This window comes from Idiomarina sp. 28-8, from assembly GCF_000320945.2.
Lineage (GTDB): Bacteria > Pseudomonadota > Gammaproteobacteria > Enterobacterales > Alteromonadaceae > Idiomarina > Idiomarina loihiensis.
Map to the genome: position 1 here is coordinate 168,051 of NZ_DF266791.1, position 18,577 is coordinate 186,627.

The following is an 18,577-nucleotide window of genomic DNA, read 5'->3' on the forward strand; positions in this document are numbered from 1 at the left end:
CGGATAGGTAATAAACGTCATATTATGGCCAGACGCTTCATTAAACGCTTAATGCCTGATCATCAAAAAGTGCGCGAATCCAAAGCGATTCGCTTATTCGGCAGCCTTCTGCACGACGCAAACTTATGGCACTTAAACCGACGGTCAGCTTCAGGCGCATTTGCAGTCGGTCTATTCTGCGCTTTTATACCGGTTCCTTTTCAAATGTTATTAGCGGCAGCGTCGGCAATTCCTTTTCGCGTTAACCTGCCACTTTCGGTTGGGCTTGTCTGGGTTTCAAACCCTATTACTATGCCGCCAATGTTCTATCTGTGCTATTTAGTCGGCAATGCCCTGCTGGCAGAGCCACCACAACCCTTTGCTTTTGAACTTAGCTGGGAGTGGTTAATGCACAGCATTTCGACCATCGGTCCAGCATTACTGCTTGGATGTTTGATTCTTGGCACGTTATCCAGCTTTATTGGTTATATCGGTATTCGCTTACTTTGGCGCCAGTCTGTGGTCAAAGCCTGGCGCCGTCGCAACCCTGAAGGCAATTAAGTACTTTCGTGCAAGGCTCTGGCGGGTTCCACTTTGACCGCCCGCCAGGCTGGATAAATAGTGGCGAGCAAACTCATTAGCAATGCCACACTGGCCACTAGAATAACGTCACCCCAAGCCCATTCGGAAGGCACCTCACCAACAAAGTAGATATCGTTGGAAAGCACTTTAAAGTGAAACCAGGATTCAAGTGTCAGCATAATATCGGGTAAAAACTGAGCCAGAAGTATTCCACAGGCACAACCAATAACCACCCCATAAAGACCATTCATTAACCCCTGTAACACAAAGGATTGCAGTAAGGACTTGTCTTTCATACCCAGGGTTTTCAACATGGCAATTTGGCTGCGCTTTTTCGCTACCGTCATAATGAGTGTTGAAACAATATTAAAACAGGCTACAGCCATAACCAGAATCAAAACCAGATACACTACCCAGCGCACCAACTCAATATCGCGATATAAATGACCGTGACTTCGGGTCCAGTCATCCAGATAGACCAATTCTGGCAACTGGTTACCTATTTCCCGGGCAACCGCAGGAGCCGAAAAAACATCCTTTAACCGCAAGCGTACCGAGCTGACATCGCTAGCAAAACTCAACTCATTCTTAGCCGTTTGCAGAGAGACGTAGGCATTTTGATAGTCAATTTGTCCGCCAAATTTAAACAACCCAGTGACTTCCAGTCGCACCCGTTCCGGCGAGCGGAAACCTCGCTCAGACTTTTCCGGGGTAAGTAAGGAAACAGAATCGCCAACAGCTAAATTCAATTTATCGGCTAGCCCCGCCCCTAACAGCAAACCACCTTCCTGCTGCCAGCGTTGCCAGTCTTCGCTGCTTACATAATCAGATAAGGCCGATACGTTTTGTTCCTGCTCTGCAGACACTCCCCGAACCTGAATACCATGAAAAGTTGACTGGGTTTGCACCATGACGGTGGAATTAATTCCCGGAGCCGCCGCTATAACTTCCGGATGCTGCCGGGCAATTTCCGCAACCTCCTGCCAGTCTTCCAGTGCGCCCTCGACGGCACTGTACTCGACCTGCGGAACAACCGCCAGTAACCGCTCCTGCAGCACCTGATTAAACCCGTTCATCATCGACAAAGCCGCAATTAAAACCGCGCAACCAAGCGCTATACCAATAGTGGATGAGACCGATATAAACGACAAAAAGCCCTGTTTCGCAGTACCTTTACGAAAGCGTCGGGCTATTAACCAGGCAAGCTGCATTAGCCTTGCTCCTTATACAAAATTCCATTTTTTAAAACTTCTACGCGCTGCAGTTGCTCAGCCAGCTGTAAGTCATGAGTGACCACAATAAAAGCCGTGCCCATTTCCTGGTTCAGCTCCAGCATTAACTGATAAATACTCTCAGCCGCTTCACCATCGAGGTTACCGGTTGGCTCATCAGCCAGCACAACCTGTGGTTTATTCACAAAAGCCCTGGCTATTGCAACCCGTTGACGTTCACCGCCGGAGAGCTGTGCCGGACGATGCGACAACCGATGCTCTAACCCCACGCGTACTAAAAGCTGCTCAGCCTGCTGTTTAGCTTCCGTCGGACTTTTACCAGCTATCAGTTGCGGCATAGCGACATTTTCCAACGCTGAAAACTCCGGTAATAAGTGGTGAAACTGATACACAAAACCAAGGTTCTGGTTACGCCACTGTGCCAACTTGTCAGCTTTCCAGGGCGTCATTTCCTGATCTTTATAAAATAATTGGCCCGATGAGGGTTTATCCAGCCCCCCTAACAAATGCAGCAAGGTGCTTTTACCCGAACCTGACGCTCCGACTACGGCAACCATCTCTCCGGTTTGCAGCGCAAAATCAATGTCTTTTAAAACGGTAACCTGGTCGCCCCCGTCCTGATAGGATTTACTCAATTCTTTGCAACGCAACAGCGCGTCAGTCATAGCGTAATGCCTCCGAGGGTTGAACATGTGCGGCTTGTGATGCGGGATATAAGGTTGCCACCAAAGTTAAGGTAATTGCGGCAACCGCGGTAATAATAACCTGAGACACGTTAATAATAATTGGCAGACCTTCATCTGATCCGGCGAAGATCTGTGCACCGAATAAAGCCAGAATATCATTCAAATACCAGCTCAATACCAGCCCCAGAATAACGCCAATTAATGACCCCAGCACGCCGTTATAAAGTCCCTGCAATAAAAATACCGTGCGTATACGTCCGTTAGATAAACCCAACGTTTGTAATATGGCGATATCGTGTCGTTTGTCATTTATCACCATAATAAGGGCCGATAAAGTATTAAACGCAGCAACCGCAATGATTAGCGCCAGCATTAACCACATCATTCGCTTTTCCATGCCCACAGCTTCAAATAACTGGCCATAATTTTGTCGCCAGTCGCTGGTCGTTAATTGCGTTTTATTGCGCAGACTTTCTGCCACTTGGGGAGCTTTAAAAGCGTCATCTAAAAATAACTGCAGCCCACTCACTTTTCCTTCAGGTAAGCGAATTAAACGAGCCAGGTCCTTTCCATGGGCAAAAACAACCGATTCATCGACCTCTGAGCCCATAGAAAAGAAGCCGGTAACGACAAAGCGGCGCTGCGACGGCACCAGCCCAAAAGGAGTATAAACCCCGCCCTGAGCGGCGATAGTTCGAATGCTATCGCCAACGGTTATTCCTTGTTTTTGCGCCAGTCGCTGACCTATTATCAAGTGGTAACTGCCCGGGGTTAAACTGAGCCAGTCACCAACCACCATTTTATCTTCAAGCGAAAGAGGTACCTCGCCCTCATCCGGGTAAATGCCCTGTATATTGGCTACCGACATCTTTTCTGCAAACTGCAATATACCCTGCGTTTGCACATACGGCATTGACCCTTTAATAGCTTTTAATTCAGGCAGTTGTCCCTGGGTTTTACGCCAGTCTGTCAGTTCCGTCGTGCTGTCAGCATCGGTTAGCGTTACCTGAGGAACCGCGCCCAGAATGCGCTCTTTTAATTGGCCTTCAAAACCGTTCATAACCGACATGACCACCACCAGAGCCATAACCCCAAGGGCAATACCGGCAAAGGCAAAGCGGTTGATAAAGGCGGTAAACGCAGACCCCTGCCTTGCCCGACTATAGCGCAGGCCAATAAACAGCACGACCGGCTGAAACATATACCCTCAATTATTTGATGGTTGCTAATTCATAACGAGCAAGGATAATGAGTTGTATTGAGCCTGACAACTAAAAGCCGACACAATGACGCAATCGCAGACATCAATGACATCACCAATCGGAGATTTCTTCACCGTAAGAGATCGTTTCCCGGTCAATTTAATTGCGCTGGATTCGGCTGACAGTATCCCTGACGAAGACGCGTTTATTGCCGAGATTCCGGAACTATTTACTATTGCGTCCAGCATGGCTGAAAGTGATCAGCAACAACTGCAAAGCATTAAAGTTGAACAGTCGTCAGGCAGTGCTCTGGTCGCTTTTCTCGAGCAGCAACATAAGCGTATGAACATATTGTTGGGCTACATGCTCCGCAACGAAGATGACCCGGCTCACCGCTTTGAAGGCGTTGAATACGGCGGCGGTGGTATTCGCATAATAAATGAGTCGCCACTAACCGAAGGTCAGACATTTCAGGCAAAACTATTTTTTAAAGAGGAAGCTCTGGCAATTTACTGTTATCTGACAGCTGAAAACTCAGAACCAGAAGACGAGGGTGAGACTTATCGTTGCACTCTCAGCTTTGCTCAAATTCGCGAGGAAGATCAGGAGCTATTGATTCGGGCCAGTCTTCATGCCCAGAGTCGCCAGCTTAAAGAACGTTCCAAACAACGCCGCGAAGAAAAACAAAACGACAACCTGTCATCCAAATCCTGATTGATTTCGGTATAATACCGACGTTTTTCCAAACCAGTTGAGTAGTCATGACTAAGGCATCTGTATTAAGACCCCCTTTTCCTCCGGCAGCAAACAAAGACCTTACCTGGCAAGAGTTGCATGGTAGCTCACCAGCAATGGCCATAGCGCGGCTAATTGACGCCACGCCCGGCCGGGTTTTAATTGTCACTGCAGATGCTAACCAGGCACACCGGTTAGAACAGGAAGTGAAATACTTTGCCGGTGAGCACACCGAATACCATGACGACATTACGCTTTTTCCCGACTGGGAAACTTTGCCTTACGACAGCTTTTCACCGCATCAGGACATTATTTCTGACCGACTCAGCGTGCTGGCACGCCTTCCTGATGCAAAGCGCGGCGCACTAATTGTCAGCATTAATACCCTGCTGCACCGAATTGCTCCAACCTCTTTTGTGCAGGGGCAAGCGTTACAAATTGAAAAAGGCCAGCAACTCGACAGCCTGAAGCTGCGACAACAGCTTGAAAATGCCGGTTACCGTCATGTTAATCAGGTAATGGAGCATGGCGAGTTCAGTGCCCGCGGCTCTATCTTAGACTTATACCCTATGGGCAGTCAGACACCTTACCGGCTCGACTTTTTTGACGACGAAGTCGATACCATTCGGCCGTTTGACCCTGAGACTCAGCTATCAAAAGATCCAATAGACGGCATTAACTTGCTGCCCGCACACGAGTTTCCACTGACAAAAACGGCGATTGAACGCTTTCGCGCAAATTACCGTGAGCACTTTGAGGCGAGCACTGAGCGTGAATCGGTGTATCAGCAAGTCAGTAAAGGCCAGTTACCTGGTGGTATAGAGTACTATCTGCCGTTATTTTTTGAAGAAACTGCCAGCTTGTTTGATTACCTTCCCGAAGACACGGTATTGGTTACTTTCGGCAACATTCAGGCGAGCCTGGAACGACTGTGGCAGGATATTAACCACCGCTACGATCAACGTCAGTTTGACCCTTTACGGCCATTACTGCATCCCAATGAGCTGTTTCTTCCGGTCGATAATATTCACGCCGGTTTCAAACAGTACCGACGGGTGCGTGCCAATGTACCTGCAGAAATGGCACAACCCGGTCCCACGCCGTTTTTGACAGAGGCTGTAACGGAAATTGCAGCTGACCATCAGCAAAAACAGCCGTTTGCCAAATTAAAGACGAAACTGGAACAGGCTTTGGCAGAGGGTGAAAAAGTTCTGCTGTCAGCCGAGAGCGCAGGCCGCCGCGAAGCCTTGCGGGAAATTGTCAGCAAGCTTGGCTTTCAGGTAAGACTTTGCTCGGGGCTGGATGAATGCCCAACCCAACAAATTGGGTTAATCATTAGCCCCATTATTAATTCATTTTATTTACCAGACGCCAAACTTTGGTTTATTACCGAAACCGAATTGTTTGGTAACCGCGTGGTACAAAGCCGTCGACGTCAGCAAAAAGCCACTGTCAGCGCCGATACACTGATTCGCAATTTAGCAGAACTGCAAGCCGGTCAGCCGGTTGTTCATCTGGACCACGGTGTTGGTCGTTATCAGGGGCTGACAACCTTAGATGCCGGAAATGTCACCACCGAATTTGTTACCATTGAGTACGCTGGCGGCGCTAAGCTCTACGTTCCGGTCGCCAACCTTAATGTTTTAAGCCGCTACAGTGGCGGTGAAGAAAGCCATGCGCCGTTAAACAAACTGGGGAACGACAGCTGGGACAAGGCCAAAAAACGTGCTGCGGAAAAAGTCCGTGATGTTGCGGCTGAACTGCTCGATATTTACGCTCGCCGTGAAGCGAAACCCGGCTATGCATTTAACATTAACGAAGAAGATTACCAACGTTTTGCCGCCGGCTTTCCGTTTGAAGAAACCATTGACCAACAGACTGCAATTGATGCGGTTAAGCAGGACATGCAACAGCCCCGCGCTATGGACAGACTGGTTTGCGGCGACGTGGGCTTTGGTAAAACTGAAGTGGCCATGCGCGCGGCCTTTATTGCAGTTAATGAAGGTAAACAAGTAATGGTGCTGGTTCCTACCACCCTACTTGCCCAGCAACACTACGAAAACTTCAGTGACCGTTTTGCTGATCAGGCCATTCGGGTTGAAGTGCTGTCGCGCTTTAAAACCGCCAAACAATCAAAAGGCATTCTCGAAGACTTATCCAACGGCAAAGTCGATATTGTTATTGGTACCCACAAGTTACTGCAAGACAATGTTAAGTGTCATGACTTAGGTCTGCTTATTGTCGACGAAGAACACCGCTTTGGTGTAAGACAAAAAGACACAATTAAACGCCTGCGCGCTGACGTAGATATTCTGACTCTTACAGCAACACCTATTCCGCGAACCCTGAATATGGCCATGAACAACATTCGTGACCTTTCAATTATAGCCACGCCACCAGCTAAGCGACTGGCAGTAAAAACCTTTGTCCGCGAATACGACGAGCCAACGGTTCGTGAGGCAATATTGCGTGAGATTCTGCGCGGTGGTCAGGTTTATTTCTTACATAACAATGTCGACACCATTGAAAAAACTGCAGCCGATATTGAAGCTCTGGTTCCGGAAGCGAGGGTTGTGGTTGCTCACGGACAGATGCGTGAACGTGATCTTGAACGCATTATGTCGGATTTTTATCATCAGCGTTTTAATGTGCTGGTCTGTACCACCATTATTGAAACCGGTATCGATATACCCAGTGCCAACACCATTATTATGGATCGCGCCGATCATCTGGGTCTGGCGCAAATGCACCAGTTGCGGGGCCGCGTCGGACGTTCTCATCATCAGGCTTATGCGTACTTATTGACGCCACACCCTAAACGTATGACCAAAGACGCACACAAGCGACTTGAAGCGATTTCTCAGCTGGAAGACCTGGGTGCCGGCTTTATGCTGGCAACTCACGACCTGGAGATTCGTGGTGCCGGCGAGCTGCTGGGCGATGATCAGAGTGGTCAGATTGAAAGCATTGGCTTTACTTTATATATGGACATGCTGGAGCAAGCGGTTAAAGCTTTAAAAGAAGGCAAAGAACCCGCGCTTGCACAGCTGCTGCACGAACGTGCTGAAATTGACTTAAAACTGCCGGCACTTTTACCTGAAGCTTACATACCAGACGTCAATAATCGTTTAAGTTTGTATAAGCGAATAGCCAACTGCGAAACCAGCAAAGAGCTTGATGACCTGCAAGTTGAATTGATTGATCGTTTTGGCCTGTTACCGGACGCCGCAAAAAACCTGATTCGACAGACACAGCTTCGCAATAATGCTGAACAGTTAGGTATACGCAAAATTGATATTGGTAACCAGGGCGGTATTATTGAGTTTGCCGACGACACGAAGATTAACCCCGAGATAATTATTGGGTTAATTCAAAAAGCGCCCAGCTATTATAAGCTGGACGGGCCAAACCGTTTACGTTTGAGTCAACCACTGGAAGATACTCAAAGCCGCTTAAAACTGGTAGAGTCTCTGCTAGACGAGTTTGCAGAGCAATCTCAGGCGGCGTAACACAGGAGTGAATAAATGGCGCTGGTACATCGGGGTGTAAAATCGATACTGGGTTTAGCAACCGCATTAACGGCTTTAGTGTCTGTAAATGCTATGGCCCAGGCAAATAAAGATTATTGGCGCTGGTTTGAAGTTGAAGTTCTGGTCTTCAAACAAACCGCTACCGATCAGTCCGGTGAAAACTTTTCTTTAACCATGCAGCCTATTGCGGTTAATAAAAGCCGGGATTTATTAACCCCTCACTACAGCCGACAAAATCGCTCTCTTCGCAGCGCTCTGCCTGTTTGCGAAGCATTCTCTGAACAAAACTGGCAAATTGATATTGCCTGCCAGTATGACAACGAAGAACAATGGATCCCTATTGCCGGTAACCCATTCGCACCGGAACACAAGTTATCTGAAATGGCCTCTACTGAGGTTGTTATTGATGGCCCCGGTGGCGATATAGAGCAGGCCTCGCAGCCGTTCCTGATGCCTGCAGATGCCCTTGAACTATCTCCAGTCAGAACCGAACTCGAGCGCAAAGGTCAGGCTAAATCGCTGTTGCATCTAGCCTGGAGACAACCAGTTTTTACCCGGAGTGTCGGTCGTAAAATGCGCTTATTTGGCGGCAAAAACTATGGCAAGGACTTCTTCTATAATGGTTTTCCCAAAGAGCAGGAACCACTCGATACACCGCTGTCCAGTGCCGGTCAGGAGCAGCGCATGGATAATATCCAACGCCTGTTCAACCTTATTGAATCCGGCACCGCTCCCTTTATCAGCCCGAAAGATAACACCCCGGTTCGCCCGCCTCTCACGGCAGCCGGGAACCCTCAGCTCGCCTGGGAATTTGATGGCTTAATGCATATTTTTCTGGTCGGTAACTATCTGCATATTGACGGTGAGTTCAACTTACGCGAACAAGATGAAATCAAACGTATTGCCAACAACTTAGAAACTCAGGCGGCGTATGCTCTTAATGGAGCGAGTGAACAAACACCTTATTTACGTAGCTATTATTTTTCTCAGTTACGGCGCGTTATCAGTCACGAAACACATTACTTTGATCACCCCAAACTCGGGGTTGTCGTTCAAATTCGCCGTACTGACTTATCGGCTCCAAGGTACTAATAAGTTACGAGGCAATTATGGAAAAGTACGAAGAACTGCTACTGGCCTTAAGAAAAGTTATTCGCGCCATCGACTTATACTCTAAGCAGCTAAATAAGTATTCCGGATTAACCGCGCCTCAGTTACTAATTTTGCGTGAAATAAATGCTGCAAACGGTATAACCGCCAGTAAGGTTGCACAAAATATCAACCTAAGCCCGGCAACCGTCTCTAATGTCATCGAACGCCTTGAACATCGGCAGTTAATCCACAGACACCGTAGTGAACAAGACAAACGTAGGGTTTCTCTGTACCTCACTGAGCAGGGCCTGACTCTACTGGAAAAAGCGCCACAGCCGTTGCAGGAAGATTTCATCGAAAAGTTTCAGGCACTGGATGAATGGGAGCAGTCGTTGCTGCTCTCGTCAATGCAAAGAATTGCCAATATGATGGATGCGGAACGTCTCGACGCCGCGCCCGTACTTGAAGTTGGAAGCTACCATAAACTGGACCACTAACATGCACAAACGACTACTTAGCTTATTACCCGCTCTGCTTTTATCGGGAGCTGCAATTGCAGAAACCTGTGGAAGTGACAAAGGGATTATTCCTATTTCACAGGTGCAGGGAGACAGTGAACAGTCTCCAAAGGTTGGTAAGCAAGTAACCGTGCGCGGTATTGTTACCGCAGGCTGGCAGCCATCTGAACAGCTTGGCGGCTTTTTTCTTCACAGTTTGCCCGAAGACATGGATGGGAACCCTGCCACTTCAGAGGGGTTATTTATAGCAACCAATAAGCAGCATTCACAAATTAATAACGGTGAATGGGTAAGAGTTACAGGACAAGTTGAAGAGCGTTCGGAATTAACCTCGTTAATAGAGGTATCCAATATAACAACCTGTGGTGAAGCAAAAACACTTCCTGTGACAACTGAGCTGGAGCTTCCGGTTGAATCACTTGACGCGCTTGAAGCCTTAGAAGGTATGCCTGTCATTTTATCCGCTACTAAAGGCGAGAGCCTGACGGTTTCCGGCAATTACAATTACCCTCGCTACGGTTTTTTCGATATTTCCGCAGGGCGCTTATGGACGCCAACTCAAGTCGTTATGCCGGGAAAAGACGCGAAACTTCAGGCACAGGAAAACGAATTGAACCGCTTGCAGGTTGATGACAACAGCAATGTTATCGAGCCACGTCCACTGCCATTTTCAGAGCTTCAACATGGTGAACAAGGTAGTCTACGTTCGGGTGCAACCCTGAAAAGCTTCTCCGGTATTATCAGCCAGTTCAATAACCGTTACCGAATTCAGCCAACCGACGACTTAGAACTAGAAACACCGTCGGTGCAACCGCAACTGGCAGAGAAGTCAGATAAGGCCTTGCGCATCGCCAGTTTTAATGTGCTGAACTTCTTTAATGGAAACGGCGTCGGACAAGGTTTCCCGACTCCCAGAGGAGCTGACACGCCTGAGCAAATGCAACGACAACAGAAAAAAATTGTTGCCGCACTAACAGCTATTGATGCTGATGTTATTGGTTTAATGGAAATTGAGAATGACGGATTTGGTGAGCGCAGCGCAATAATGCAACTGGTCAAGGCACTGGAGAAAGCATCAGGGAAAGATTATGCAATAGCTGAGCCGCGTGCAGAAAAAATCGGAACAGACCAAATTACTGTCGGTATTATTTATCAGCCGCAGCGCGTAAAACCAAATTCTCACGCGATATTTACACGTCAGGGGCCTTTCTCCTGGGGAAGCCGGCCTCCTCTTGCACAAAGCTTTATCGACGCAAACACAGGTAAAGAATTCAGTGTTGTGGTAAACCACTTCAAGTCGAAAGGCAGTTGTCCGGAAGACTCCGAAAGCCCAAATAGTAATCAAAATGATGGGCAGGCGTGCTGGAACGACTTAAGACTTCAATCCTCGCAAGAGTTAATTCAATGGATTCAGAGCGAGTCTTTATCAAACCCGGTATTATTGGGCGATTTTAACGCTTACTATCAGGAAGACCCGGTGCGTTATTTTGCTGACAATGGTTTTTATAACCCTTCAGGCGCAAAAGACTATTCTTACGTTTATGACAGTCAGGCCGGGGCTTTGGATCACGTTTTTGTTACAGACTCACTTAAAGACGCGATTCAGGAGGTGTATCACCTACCCTTTAATGCTGACGAACCCCAGCTATATGATTACCGCGATGAGGCGTACTTTGCAGAAGGCCCATTTCGCTCTTCTGACCATGATCCATTAGTACTGGACTTAGTTTTTTCTGGCTCTGGCATGTAGGCATTATCGGTTCCGAAGTGAACCTCGAACTCAACACCAAGCAACCACTGACCGTTACGCTGTTCTGTCATAAGATTGCGAGGCCAGTGGTACCCAACCCAGGTTTCCACAAAAAACCAGTCCCGTAAGTATCGTTGACGATTAAGAAAGCGCAATCCATAGTCCTGAACAGGCACTTCATGGTCAGTATTGCCCTCTATCCAGGTTTCTGTCGCCCAGGCTTTTTCCTGCCCATACAAATGATATAAACGCGCAGTACTGTTCCAGCGAATACCGTCTGTTTCTTCTGCAAAGGTGCCTTTAGAAGCCCACCTTAATAGCCATGTATCAGTTAATGTGGCTTCATAATCCACTCTCTGTGCAACACCAAAGCCGTCACTGTCGCGCCAGAAAGCTGAAGACTGCATACGAACTTGCTGATTGCCTGAAAAAACAAAACCTGTCATGTAGCGGGCTCTGGCATAGGTATCAAACCGTAAACCACCACGGATACCTATACTGTAGGACACTCGATGCGCTTCGTTAATTTCGGGATCAAAACCTAAACCCACTAGCCACTCTTCGTCTGACTGAGGAGAACGAATAACTGAAGGGCGACCGGTAGAATCATCATCCAGAAACTCATTTTCATCAACCCGGCCAATGAAAGCTGAAACGTTTTCTTTTAGCTTAGGTAAGGTTACCCGGGCTCTAAAACGCGACTTAACTTCAAAGCCATCGTACTGATCCCATTGCGGCGCAACCGAAAGCCGCCCATATGAACGTTCATATTGATTAATGCTTTCATTTCCGAACAAGCCGTCAAACCAACGCGCGGTTACATCTACCGAGGTTCCAAGCCCGCTGCGGAAACTGTCCAGCCACATACCATCTTCTTCATCAGCTTGTTGAGCTTCTGTAGCTGACTGGCAACCAAGACTAAAAATAAAAGCTAACCAAGTAATCTTTTTCATATTGAACGGTCTATAACTAAACACCACCTTTGGTTGGAGAACACTATGTCGTTTCGCCTTATAATTGTTATTGTCGGTTTGTTAGTATCTTGTTTCAGCATGGCACAGAATAGCGAGCCAACAAAGCAAAAAAATGAAAAAGTCGCGACTTTTGCCGGCGGCTGTTTCTGGTGTGTTGAAGAAGCTTTCGAGAAAATGCCCGGAGTCCGGGAAGTCATTTCTGGCTACAGCGGAGGTGACGAAGTCAACCCGACATACGAAGAGGTTTCAGCAGGTAAAACCGGGCATACGGAAGCAGCCCAGATATACTACAACCCGGATGTCGTAAGCTACGCGGCATTACTTCAGAAGTTATGGCGTATCAGTGACCCGACAGACAACGACGGACAGTTTGTTGACCGCGGTAAACAGTATCGCCCCGCTGTTTTTTATCATAATGATGAACAAAAGCGCATAGCTATGGAGTCGCGCGAATGGCTGGATAAAAATGGCCCCTTCCCTGACCCGGTGGTTATTGAAATAACACCCTTTAAGAGCTTCTACAAAGCTGAAGAATACCACCAGGACTATTACGACAAGAACCCCGTTCGCTACCGCATTTATACCTACAACTCGGGGCGTTATGACTTCGTTGAAAAGCATTGGGGCGATACCTCGGACGTTGACTATCAGCAATTTACGAATGACAACCCGACAGGTAAAGCTGAGCAGCAAAGTTTCGTTAAACCTAGTGACAGCGAACTGAAAAAACGCCTAACGGATATTCAGTATGCAGTGACTCAGGAAGACCAAACGGAACCCGCCTTCGATAACCGCTACTGGGACAATGAGCGCAAGGGTATTTATGTAGATGTAGTAAGTGGTGAGCCACTTTTCTCTTCAGCAGATAAATACGAATCGGGTACCGGTTGGCCAAGTTTTACTAAGCCCATAAGCCCAGACGCGGTAGTAGAAAAAGATGACAGCAGCTGGTTCTATACCCGGACTGAAATTCGCAGCCGCAAAGCAGACTCTCATGTAGGCCACGTTTTTAATGATGGTCCACCGCCTACTGGTTTAAGATACTGCATGAATTCAGCGGCACTGCGCTTTATTCCTTTAGAAAAAATGGAGGAAGAAGGGTACGGTGACTACATTCCTGCAGTCACCGATGATTAGTTAAGCGGTAATAATTAGGCTGTCCAGCCCAACTCAGTAGCACGCTGCTGAGCCTGCGCGGGCACATCAGTAGCTACAAAATGATGGTGCAGCACCTGAACACCAAGCATATGGTTGATGACGGCATCAAGCTGCACACGCTCTTCATTCGGAACATTCTCATCCTGATGCCGTTCAAAGGTCCGCACCACTTCGTCGTAGTCAAGCAAACCGGCTGACTTAACTGCCTCAGCATTCAGGAACTGCTCCGCCAGCTTCTCAACAGCTTTCCACTTCTCCGGGTCGGTGTGCGCCGGCGGCGCCATAAAAGCGAACTTTTCCCGTTTATACAGCGTTTCCGGCAACAAGCCTTTCATGGCTTCACGCAACACATATTTTTCTTTATTGCCTTTAATACGCAGGTGCGGTGGCACAGTGAAAGCGTATTCCGCCAAGTGATGATCTAAAAATGCCGGGCGCGCCTCCATTGAATTAGCCATATCCACCCGGTCGCCGCCCCAGGTCAGAATTTGCCCCTCAAGCATGGTTTTAATCCAGACATACTGAGCTCTGTCCAGCGGATGCCGACCATCCAGCATGTCTTTATCAAGCGTGTTGGCAATAGCCAGGCTGGGGTCATAGCCTTCAACCTGTTTTCGCTTGTTCTCCGACATAAGCGGCAGCGCAACCGATGAGCAGGAAAGCCACGGCTGCACACAACTTGGAGTAAAACCCATTTTCTGGTTAAAAGCTTCGCTGACAAACTCTTCGCGAGCCAACATCGCGCCTTTAAAGAGTTTATTGTTTTTCTCCAACAGCTCCTGCCACTCAACCCGCTCTACTTCCGGTAAATGGTCGAGTCCATGCAGGAACATGTCCTTTCTAAAAGCCGGGTAACCGGCAAAGAGTTCATCAGAACCCTCTCCGGTCATCACGACTTTATAGCCGGCTTCATGCACCTCTTTACTCATCAGGTACTTGGCTACGCCCAGCGTGTTATATATGGTTCGTTCTGTATGCCACAAAGTTTTTACGAAATGGTCGTAAAGGTCATCGGCTTTAAGCCGCATAATGTGGTGATCAGCCTTAGTAGCTGCAGCCATTTCTTCTGCAATAGGTGTTTCATCATAGTCAGCAGAATCGAAACCTATGGTAAAAGCTTTTACCGAGGTTTGGGTTGAGGCGGACGCAAGTCCCAGAATGGCACATGAATCAATGCCACCGGACAAATAGCAACCTACAGGTACGTCAGCTGTCATTCGGTGCTGAACGGCTTCCAGTAGCTTAGCGCGGACCCCTTCAATATAAGATTCCTCGTCAACATCCGCTCCCGGATAGCTCTCTTCCGGCGGAAAATCGACATCCCAGTATCTATGTTCCGTTGCAACCACTTTGCCATTTTTACGCTGCAACTTAACCACATAACCCGGCTGAACCTGATTAATCCCTTCAAAAGCCGTAGAGCCCGGCACCATCACTTGAATCAGTTGGTGGTATAAGCCCTCTGCCGAAAACTCCCGTTTAACGTCCGGGTGAGCAAACAACACTTTCAGCTCAGAGCCAAACACCACGCCATGCTCCGTTTCCGTCCAGTATAAAGGCTTAATTCCAAATCTGTCGCGCACCAGGTACAGGCTTTCATCTTTTGCATCGAATAAGCCGAAAGCGAACTCTCCACGAAGCTCCTTTAGGGTGTCCTCCAGTCCGTAACGCTCAAACAGGTGAAGAACAATTTCAGAGTCGCTTTTACTGTTAAAGCGTGCGCCACGAGCGGTTAAATCCGCACGTATGCGTTTGAAATCGTAAAACTCGCCGTTATGAGTCAGCATCAGTCGTTTATCGGCTGATATAAAAGGTTGCCGACCTCGCTTTTCATCTAGGTCGATAATGGATAAACGGGCGTGACTAAATCCTACGCCGTAGTCTTGTTGTACTTCATAACCAAACCCGTCGGGACCACGATGATGCATTATCGCAGCCATATTAACTAAGGTTTGGGGTTCAATCGCTCTTTCCGTTTGATGATGAAAAACGCCAGCAATTCCGCACATTCTTTGCTTTTCCTCGTATCAGACGACATCAATGACGCGTTCAGCTCGCTGTACCATACAGGTCAGCAGCGCCATACGTAAAAACACCGCACCCCTTGCCTGGCTGAAATACCAGTTATGAGGCGTATGGTCGAGATCGGCGGATAATTCTTCACCGCGCGCTAAAGGGTGTAAAATAATCGCGCTGTCTTTTAGCGGAGACTGCGCCGTTAAGTGAAACTCACTGCCATAAGTACTAAAGGTATCACCTTCCCACGAAATCGCGTTGATATAAACCACGTCGAGCTCTGGTAGTACCTGCTCTAAATCCCGGGTCGTACGAATCTTTATTCCGGCTTGCTCAATCTGTTCTCGTTGCTCACTTCCAAACAGCTGAGTCGACGATTCCTCGTCATGAATAATGACAATTTCATCAATTGCTTTTGGAAACTTCACTAAACATTTAATAAAGCTGCGCACGGTACGCATTTTATTTGGCACACCAATAATGCCAACTTTTATCGGCGCTTTATCGGCTTCGTCCGTCACTAAATCGGGACGCCATTTAAACAGTGCGTACATATCCGTAAGCGCCTGAGTCGGGTGTTCATCTGAACCATTACCCGCATTAATAATAGGAATGCGCAGCGAATCGATCATCTCTTCCAGTGAGGTTTCATTATTGTCCCTCAACACCACGCAGTCACCATAGTTATTAAACATTTCAGCCACATCGGCTAAACGTTCACCTTTGGCTATGCCGGTAGTAGAACGGTCAGTAATTGACATAATATCGCCGCCCAGACGGTGCCAGGCGCTTTCAAATGACAGACGAGTACGAGTACTTGGCTCGTAAAACGCGCTGATTAAAATTTTGCCCTGTAATGAGGTACTAAAACGACGAGGGTTAGCCTCGTACTTTGCAGCAAGCCGGAACAGTTGCAGCATCCCCAGCTGCGAAAACTGATCAGCAGATACAACATGCTGATTCGACAAGTTCAGCAAGTAATCACCATCTTCCTGAATTGCTTTTAATAACGCCTTTGGATGAGCATCGCCGCAAACATCGGGGCGCTCTCGTTCAAAGGAGACATCCTTTATAGTCATACAATTACCATATGGTTTTAGAAATAAAATCTTTAATAAAAAGCCCCAGTAACAAAACCGGAGCTAAGCAAGTCATTATTAGCGCCAAAGAAATTAACCACTCAAAAGCCAGTTCACTGATTAGCATTTGACTGCTCCTTCTCATTTAGTGTGTCCCAGTCAAACTTTTCGCTACTGCGAAAAGTGCCTACTAGACATATTAGACCGGAAACTGCACATGACACTAAAGCGGCGACATAGAAGCCGACAACAAAATAACTCAGCATACCAAATGCCGTACCGAACCCCATAGCGCACGCCGCGTATGTTCCCGTCAGCCGACGATGATACAGCCCCAGTACTATTGGCCAGATGGTGCTGGCAACAAAAGCTCCGGCAAAATTCAATAGAGCACCTAAGGTTGCAACGCGCGGCAAGCACAATAACCAGGTAACGACTCCTAAGCCTAGAATACAACTGCGATTAAAGCGCATTAATGTTTTGTCGCTGGCTTTAGGTTTCAGTTTTTTATGGAAAATATCCTGCGTGACTAAATCTGAAGTAGCTGCGAGTAACGAGTCCAGGCTGGACGCCAACGCAGAAAAAATAACAATAAAAACAATAATGGCTCCGGCTTTACCGAGTACAGCAGCGGCAACGGTAGGGCCAATCATATCGGGGCTTGGTGGAAAAATTCCCAGCTGAGGCGCAGCTAACGCAATGAACCCGGTAACAATAGGAATGGGCAGCCATAATAAGCCACCGGTTAAATAAGCCTTGTAAGCCACATTCTTTTTAAAAGACAGCGCCCGTGACCACCAGACATTGGAATGAAAGATTTCCCCAAGGCCGAAGAAAATATTGTTAAACAGAAACATGACGGCAGCCGGAAACAGCATGTCCAAAAGCTGCGGATGCTCACTTGTCAGGTTGCTGTGGATGCTCTCCAGGCCAACATTATCAATTATCCAGTACGCGATAAAACTGACACCGACAATGATGATTAAAGCCTGAATAAAGTCGGTAGCAATAACCGCCCGCATTCCGCCAAAAAGTGTATAGCCGACACAAATTACCAGTATGGTGGTCATGCCAATGTGATAATCGAGCCCACTGAGTGACTCAAGCAAAATACCACCAGCCATACCCAGACTAATTAACCAGCCAAAAGCATAAACCACAGAAATGATGATAAAGACGAGCCAGGCCAGATTGCCATAACGCAAACGCACAAAGTCGCCCGATGTATAACCGTTAGGAAGCAGTTCCTTAATGCGTTTAGCCATAGGTGCAAACAGCACTAAGCCCAGAGCAGCAAAGGAATACCCTACCATGCCCCAAATGCCGAATTGATAGGTTAACTGGGGAGCAACCAGCGTGGTGTTACTGGTAACCCAGGTGGCCATAGCCGTTGCCGCTGCAAACGCAAAACCAACATTCCGCCCTGCCAGAGCAAAGTCCTCGTGGCTGCGGTTCTTCCGCCCCAGCCAATAACCAAAGGCTACCCAGAACACCCCAAACAGGACGATAATCGTGATGCCGGTACTAGTATCCAGTGCGAATTCAGTCATGGCGCTCTTGTCTGGAGTGGATCCATTGCCGATGAAGCAATAATAAGGTTGCTACCAAAGTAATGAAAATAACCAGGCCGACGAAGAATAAAGTCAGAGATTGCCAGAGCGGATAGTGCTCCACCGTTATCTCAATAGTATTGCTGGTATAAATTTGGTTATCAGGACCTTCGGCTCTAGCACGCAAATAATAAGTTCCATTGCTAAAACCGGTAAGTGAAATATCCTGGAAGTCACCTAGTGTAGGAAACTGACGAGTACTCTTGGCAAACTCTGAATTGCTGGCAACTTCAATAGTAACTCTGTTAAGCTCGTCAAAATTCAGAGCGCTAACAGAAACAGTGAAGTAACCTTCTTTTACAACGGAGTCCGGCCCGCTCAGTTTTAACGAGCTCGCATGCGCAGTTGTTGGCAACATTACCAACAAACATAAAGCAAACAAAATATAGCAATAGTTAAAGCCGTTTTTCTGCGTTGTCATTAAAACTTCTGCT

16 protein-coding genes are annotated in these 18,577 nt (G+C 47.6%); 7 read left to right on the forward strand and 9 right to left on the reverse strand.

The genetic code is table 11. From position 1 onward, the window contains the following. Positions 1 to 24: 24 nt before the first annotated feature. Positions 25 to 540 carry a DUF2062 domain-containing protein gene (locus RJ32_RS08720; RefSeq protein ID WP_011234758.1) on the forward strand — a complete coding sequence of 172 codons (516 nt, stop codon included), beginning with the start codon at positions 25 to 27 and terminating at the stop codon, positions 538 to 540. Here the strand turns inward: RJ32_RS08720 and RJ32_RS08725 are convergent. From RJ32_RS08725 to RJ32_RS08735, 3 genes are read right to left on the reverse strand one after another with little or no spacing between them, the layout of a single operon-like run. Next, the gene (locus tag RJ32_RS08725; protein ID WP_034821300.1) at positions 537 to 1,772 is read right to left on the reverse strand and encodes a lipoprotein-releasing ABC transporter permease subunit; all 1,236 of its coding nucleotides are present in this window, start codon (positions 1,770 to 1,772) and stop codon (positions 537 to 539) included. The genes RJ32_RS08720 and RJ32_RS08725 overlap by 4 nt on opposite strands. Continuing rightward, entirely contained in the window at positions 1,772 to 2,458 is a 687-nt protein-coding gene (lolD, locus tag RJ32_RS08730) for a lipoprotein-releasing ABC transporter ATP-binding protein LolD (RefSeq protein ID WP_034821302.1), read from the reverse strand. Before lolD ends, RJ32_RS08725 begins: the two co-directional genes overlap by 1 nt. Further along, on the reverse strand, positions 2,451 to 3,680 hold the full coding sequence (locus RJ32_RS08735) for a lipoprotein-releasing ABC transporter permease subunit (RefSeq protein WP_034821305.1): 1,230 nt from the start codon (positions 3,678 to 3,680) through the stop codon (positions 2,451 to 2,453). The genes lolD and RJ32_RS08735 overlap by 8 nt, the downstream gene beginning before the upstream one ends. A gap of 106 nt (positions 3,681 to 3,786) precedes the next feature. Here RJ32_RS08735 and RJ32_RS08740 point away from each other — a divergent pair, with 106 nt between their 5' ends. The 5 genes from RJ32_RS08740 to RJ32_RS08760 are packed head-to-tail and all read left to right on the forward strand — an operon-like array spanning position 3,787 to position 11,306. Continuing rightward, on the forward strand, positions 3,787 to 4,395 hold the full coding sequence (locus RJ32_RS08740; protein WP_016341348.1) for a PilZ domain-containing protein: 609 nt from the start codon (positions 3,787 to 3,789) through the stop codon (positions 4,393 to 4,395). A gap of 47 nt (positions 4,396 to 4,442) precedes the next feature. Continuing rightward, positions 4,443 to 7,925 carry a transcription-repair coupling factor gene (gene mfd, locus RJ32_RS08745; protein ID WP_034821309.1) on the forward strand — a complete coding sequence of 1,161 codons (3,483 nt, stop codon included), beginning with the start codon at positions 4,443 to 4,445 and terminating at the stop codon, positions 7,923 to 7,925. Positions 7,926 to 7,940: 15 nt separating this feature from the next. Continuing rightward, complete coding sequence (locus RJ32_RS08750) at positions 7,941 to 9,038, forward strand: peptidoglycan binding protein CsiV (protein WP_034821312.1); 1,098 nt, start codon at positions 7,941 to 7,943, stop codon at positions 9,036 to 9,038. 17 nt (positions 9,039 to 9,055) lie between these two features. Next, positions 9,056 to 9,535: a MarR family winged helix-turn-helix transcriptional regulator gene (locus RJ32_RS08755; RefSeq protein ID WP_011234765.1), complete on the forward strand. Its 480-nt coding sequence runs from the start codon at positions 9,056 to 9,058 to the stop codon at positions 9,533 to 9,535. 1 nt (position 9,536) lies between these two features. Next, positions 9,537 to 11,306 carry an ExeM/NucH family extracellular endonuclease gene (locus RJ32_RS08760; protein ID WP_034821314.1) on the forward strand — a complete coding sequence of 590 codons (1,770 nt, stop codon included), beginning with the start codon at positions 9,537 to 9,539 and terminating at the stop codon, positions 11,304 to 11,306. Here the strand turns inward: RJ32_RS08760 and RJ32_RS14525 are convergent. Next, the gene (locus RJ32_RS14525; RefSeq protein ID WP_082815452.1) at positions 11,210 to 12,259 is read right to left on the reverse strand and encodes a hypothetical protein; all 1,050 of its coding nucleotides are present in this window, start codon (positions 12,257 to 12,259) and stop codon (positions 11,210 to 11,212) included. The genes RJ32_RS08760 and RJ32_RS14525 overlap by 97 nt on opposite strands. A gap of 99 nt (positions 12,260 to 12,358) precedes the next feature. Here RJ32_RS14525 and msrB point away from each other — a divergent pair, with 99 nt between their 5' ends. Beyond that, positions 12,359 to 13,417 carry a peptide-methionine (R)-S-oxide reductase MsrB gene (gene msrB, locus RJ32_RS08765; protein ID WP_370543301.1) on the forward strand — a complete coding sequence of 353 codons (1,059 nt, stop codon included), beginning with the start codon at positions 12,359 to 12,361 and terminating at the stop codon, positions 13,415 to 13,417. Positions 13,418 to 13,431: 14 nt separating this feature from the next. On the opposite strand, the gene asnB is transcribed toward msrB, so the two are convergent. The 5 genes from asnB to RJ32_RS08785 are packed head-to-tail and all read right to left on the reverse strand — an operon-like array spanning position 13,432 to position 18,564. Then, complete coding sequence (gene asnB, locus RJ32_RS08770) at positions 13,432 to 15,447, reverse strand: asparagine synthase (glutamine-hydrolyzing) (protein WP_034821319.1); 2,016 nt, start codon at positions 15,445 to 15,447, stop codon at positions 13,432 to 13,434. An 18-nt stretch (positions 15,448 to 15,465) separates the two neighbouring features. Beyond that, positions 15,466 to 16,533: an aspartate carbamoyltransferase gene (locus RJ32_RS08775; protein ID WP_034821322.1), complete on the reverse strand. Its 1,068-nt coding sequence runs from the start codon at positions 16,531 to 16,533 to the stop codon at positions 15,466 to 15,468. Positions 16,534 to 16,537: 4 nt separating this feature from the next. Continuing rightward, complete coding sequence (locus RJ32_RS15360; RefSeq protein ID WP_255801631.1) at positions 16,538 to 16,660, reverse strand: hypothetical protein; 123 nt, start codon at positions 16,658 to 16,660, stop codon at positions 16,538 to 16,540. Further along, on the reverse strand, positions 16,647 to 18,083 hold the full coding sequence (locus RJ32_RS08780) for a sodium:solute symporter family protein (protein WP_034821324.1): 1,437 nt from the start codon (positions 18,081 to 18,083) through the stop codon (positions 16,647 to 16,649). The genes RJ32_RS15360 and RJ32_RS08780 overlap by 14 nt, the downstream gene beginning before the upstream one ends. Continuing rightward, the gene (locus tag RJ32_RS08785) at positions 18,076 to 18,564 is read right to left on the reverse strand and encodes a hypothetical protein (RefSeq protein ID WP_011234772.1); all 489 of its coding nucleotides are present in this window, start codon (positions 18,562 to 18,564) and stop codon (positions 18,076 to 18,078) included. The genes RJ32_RS08780 and RJ32_RS08785 overlap by 8 nt, the downstream gene beginning before the upstream one ends. Positions 18,565 to 18,577: the final 13 nt, after the last annotated feature.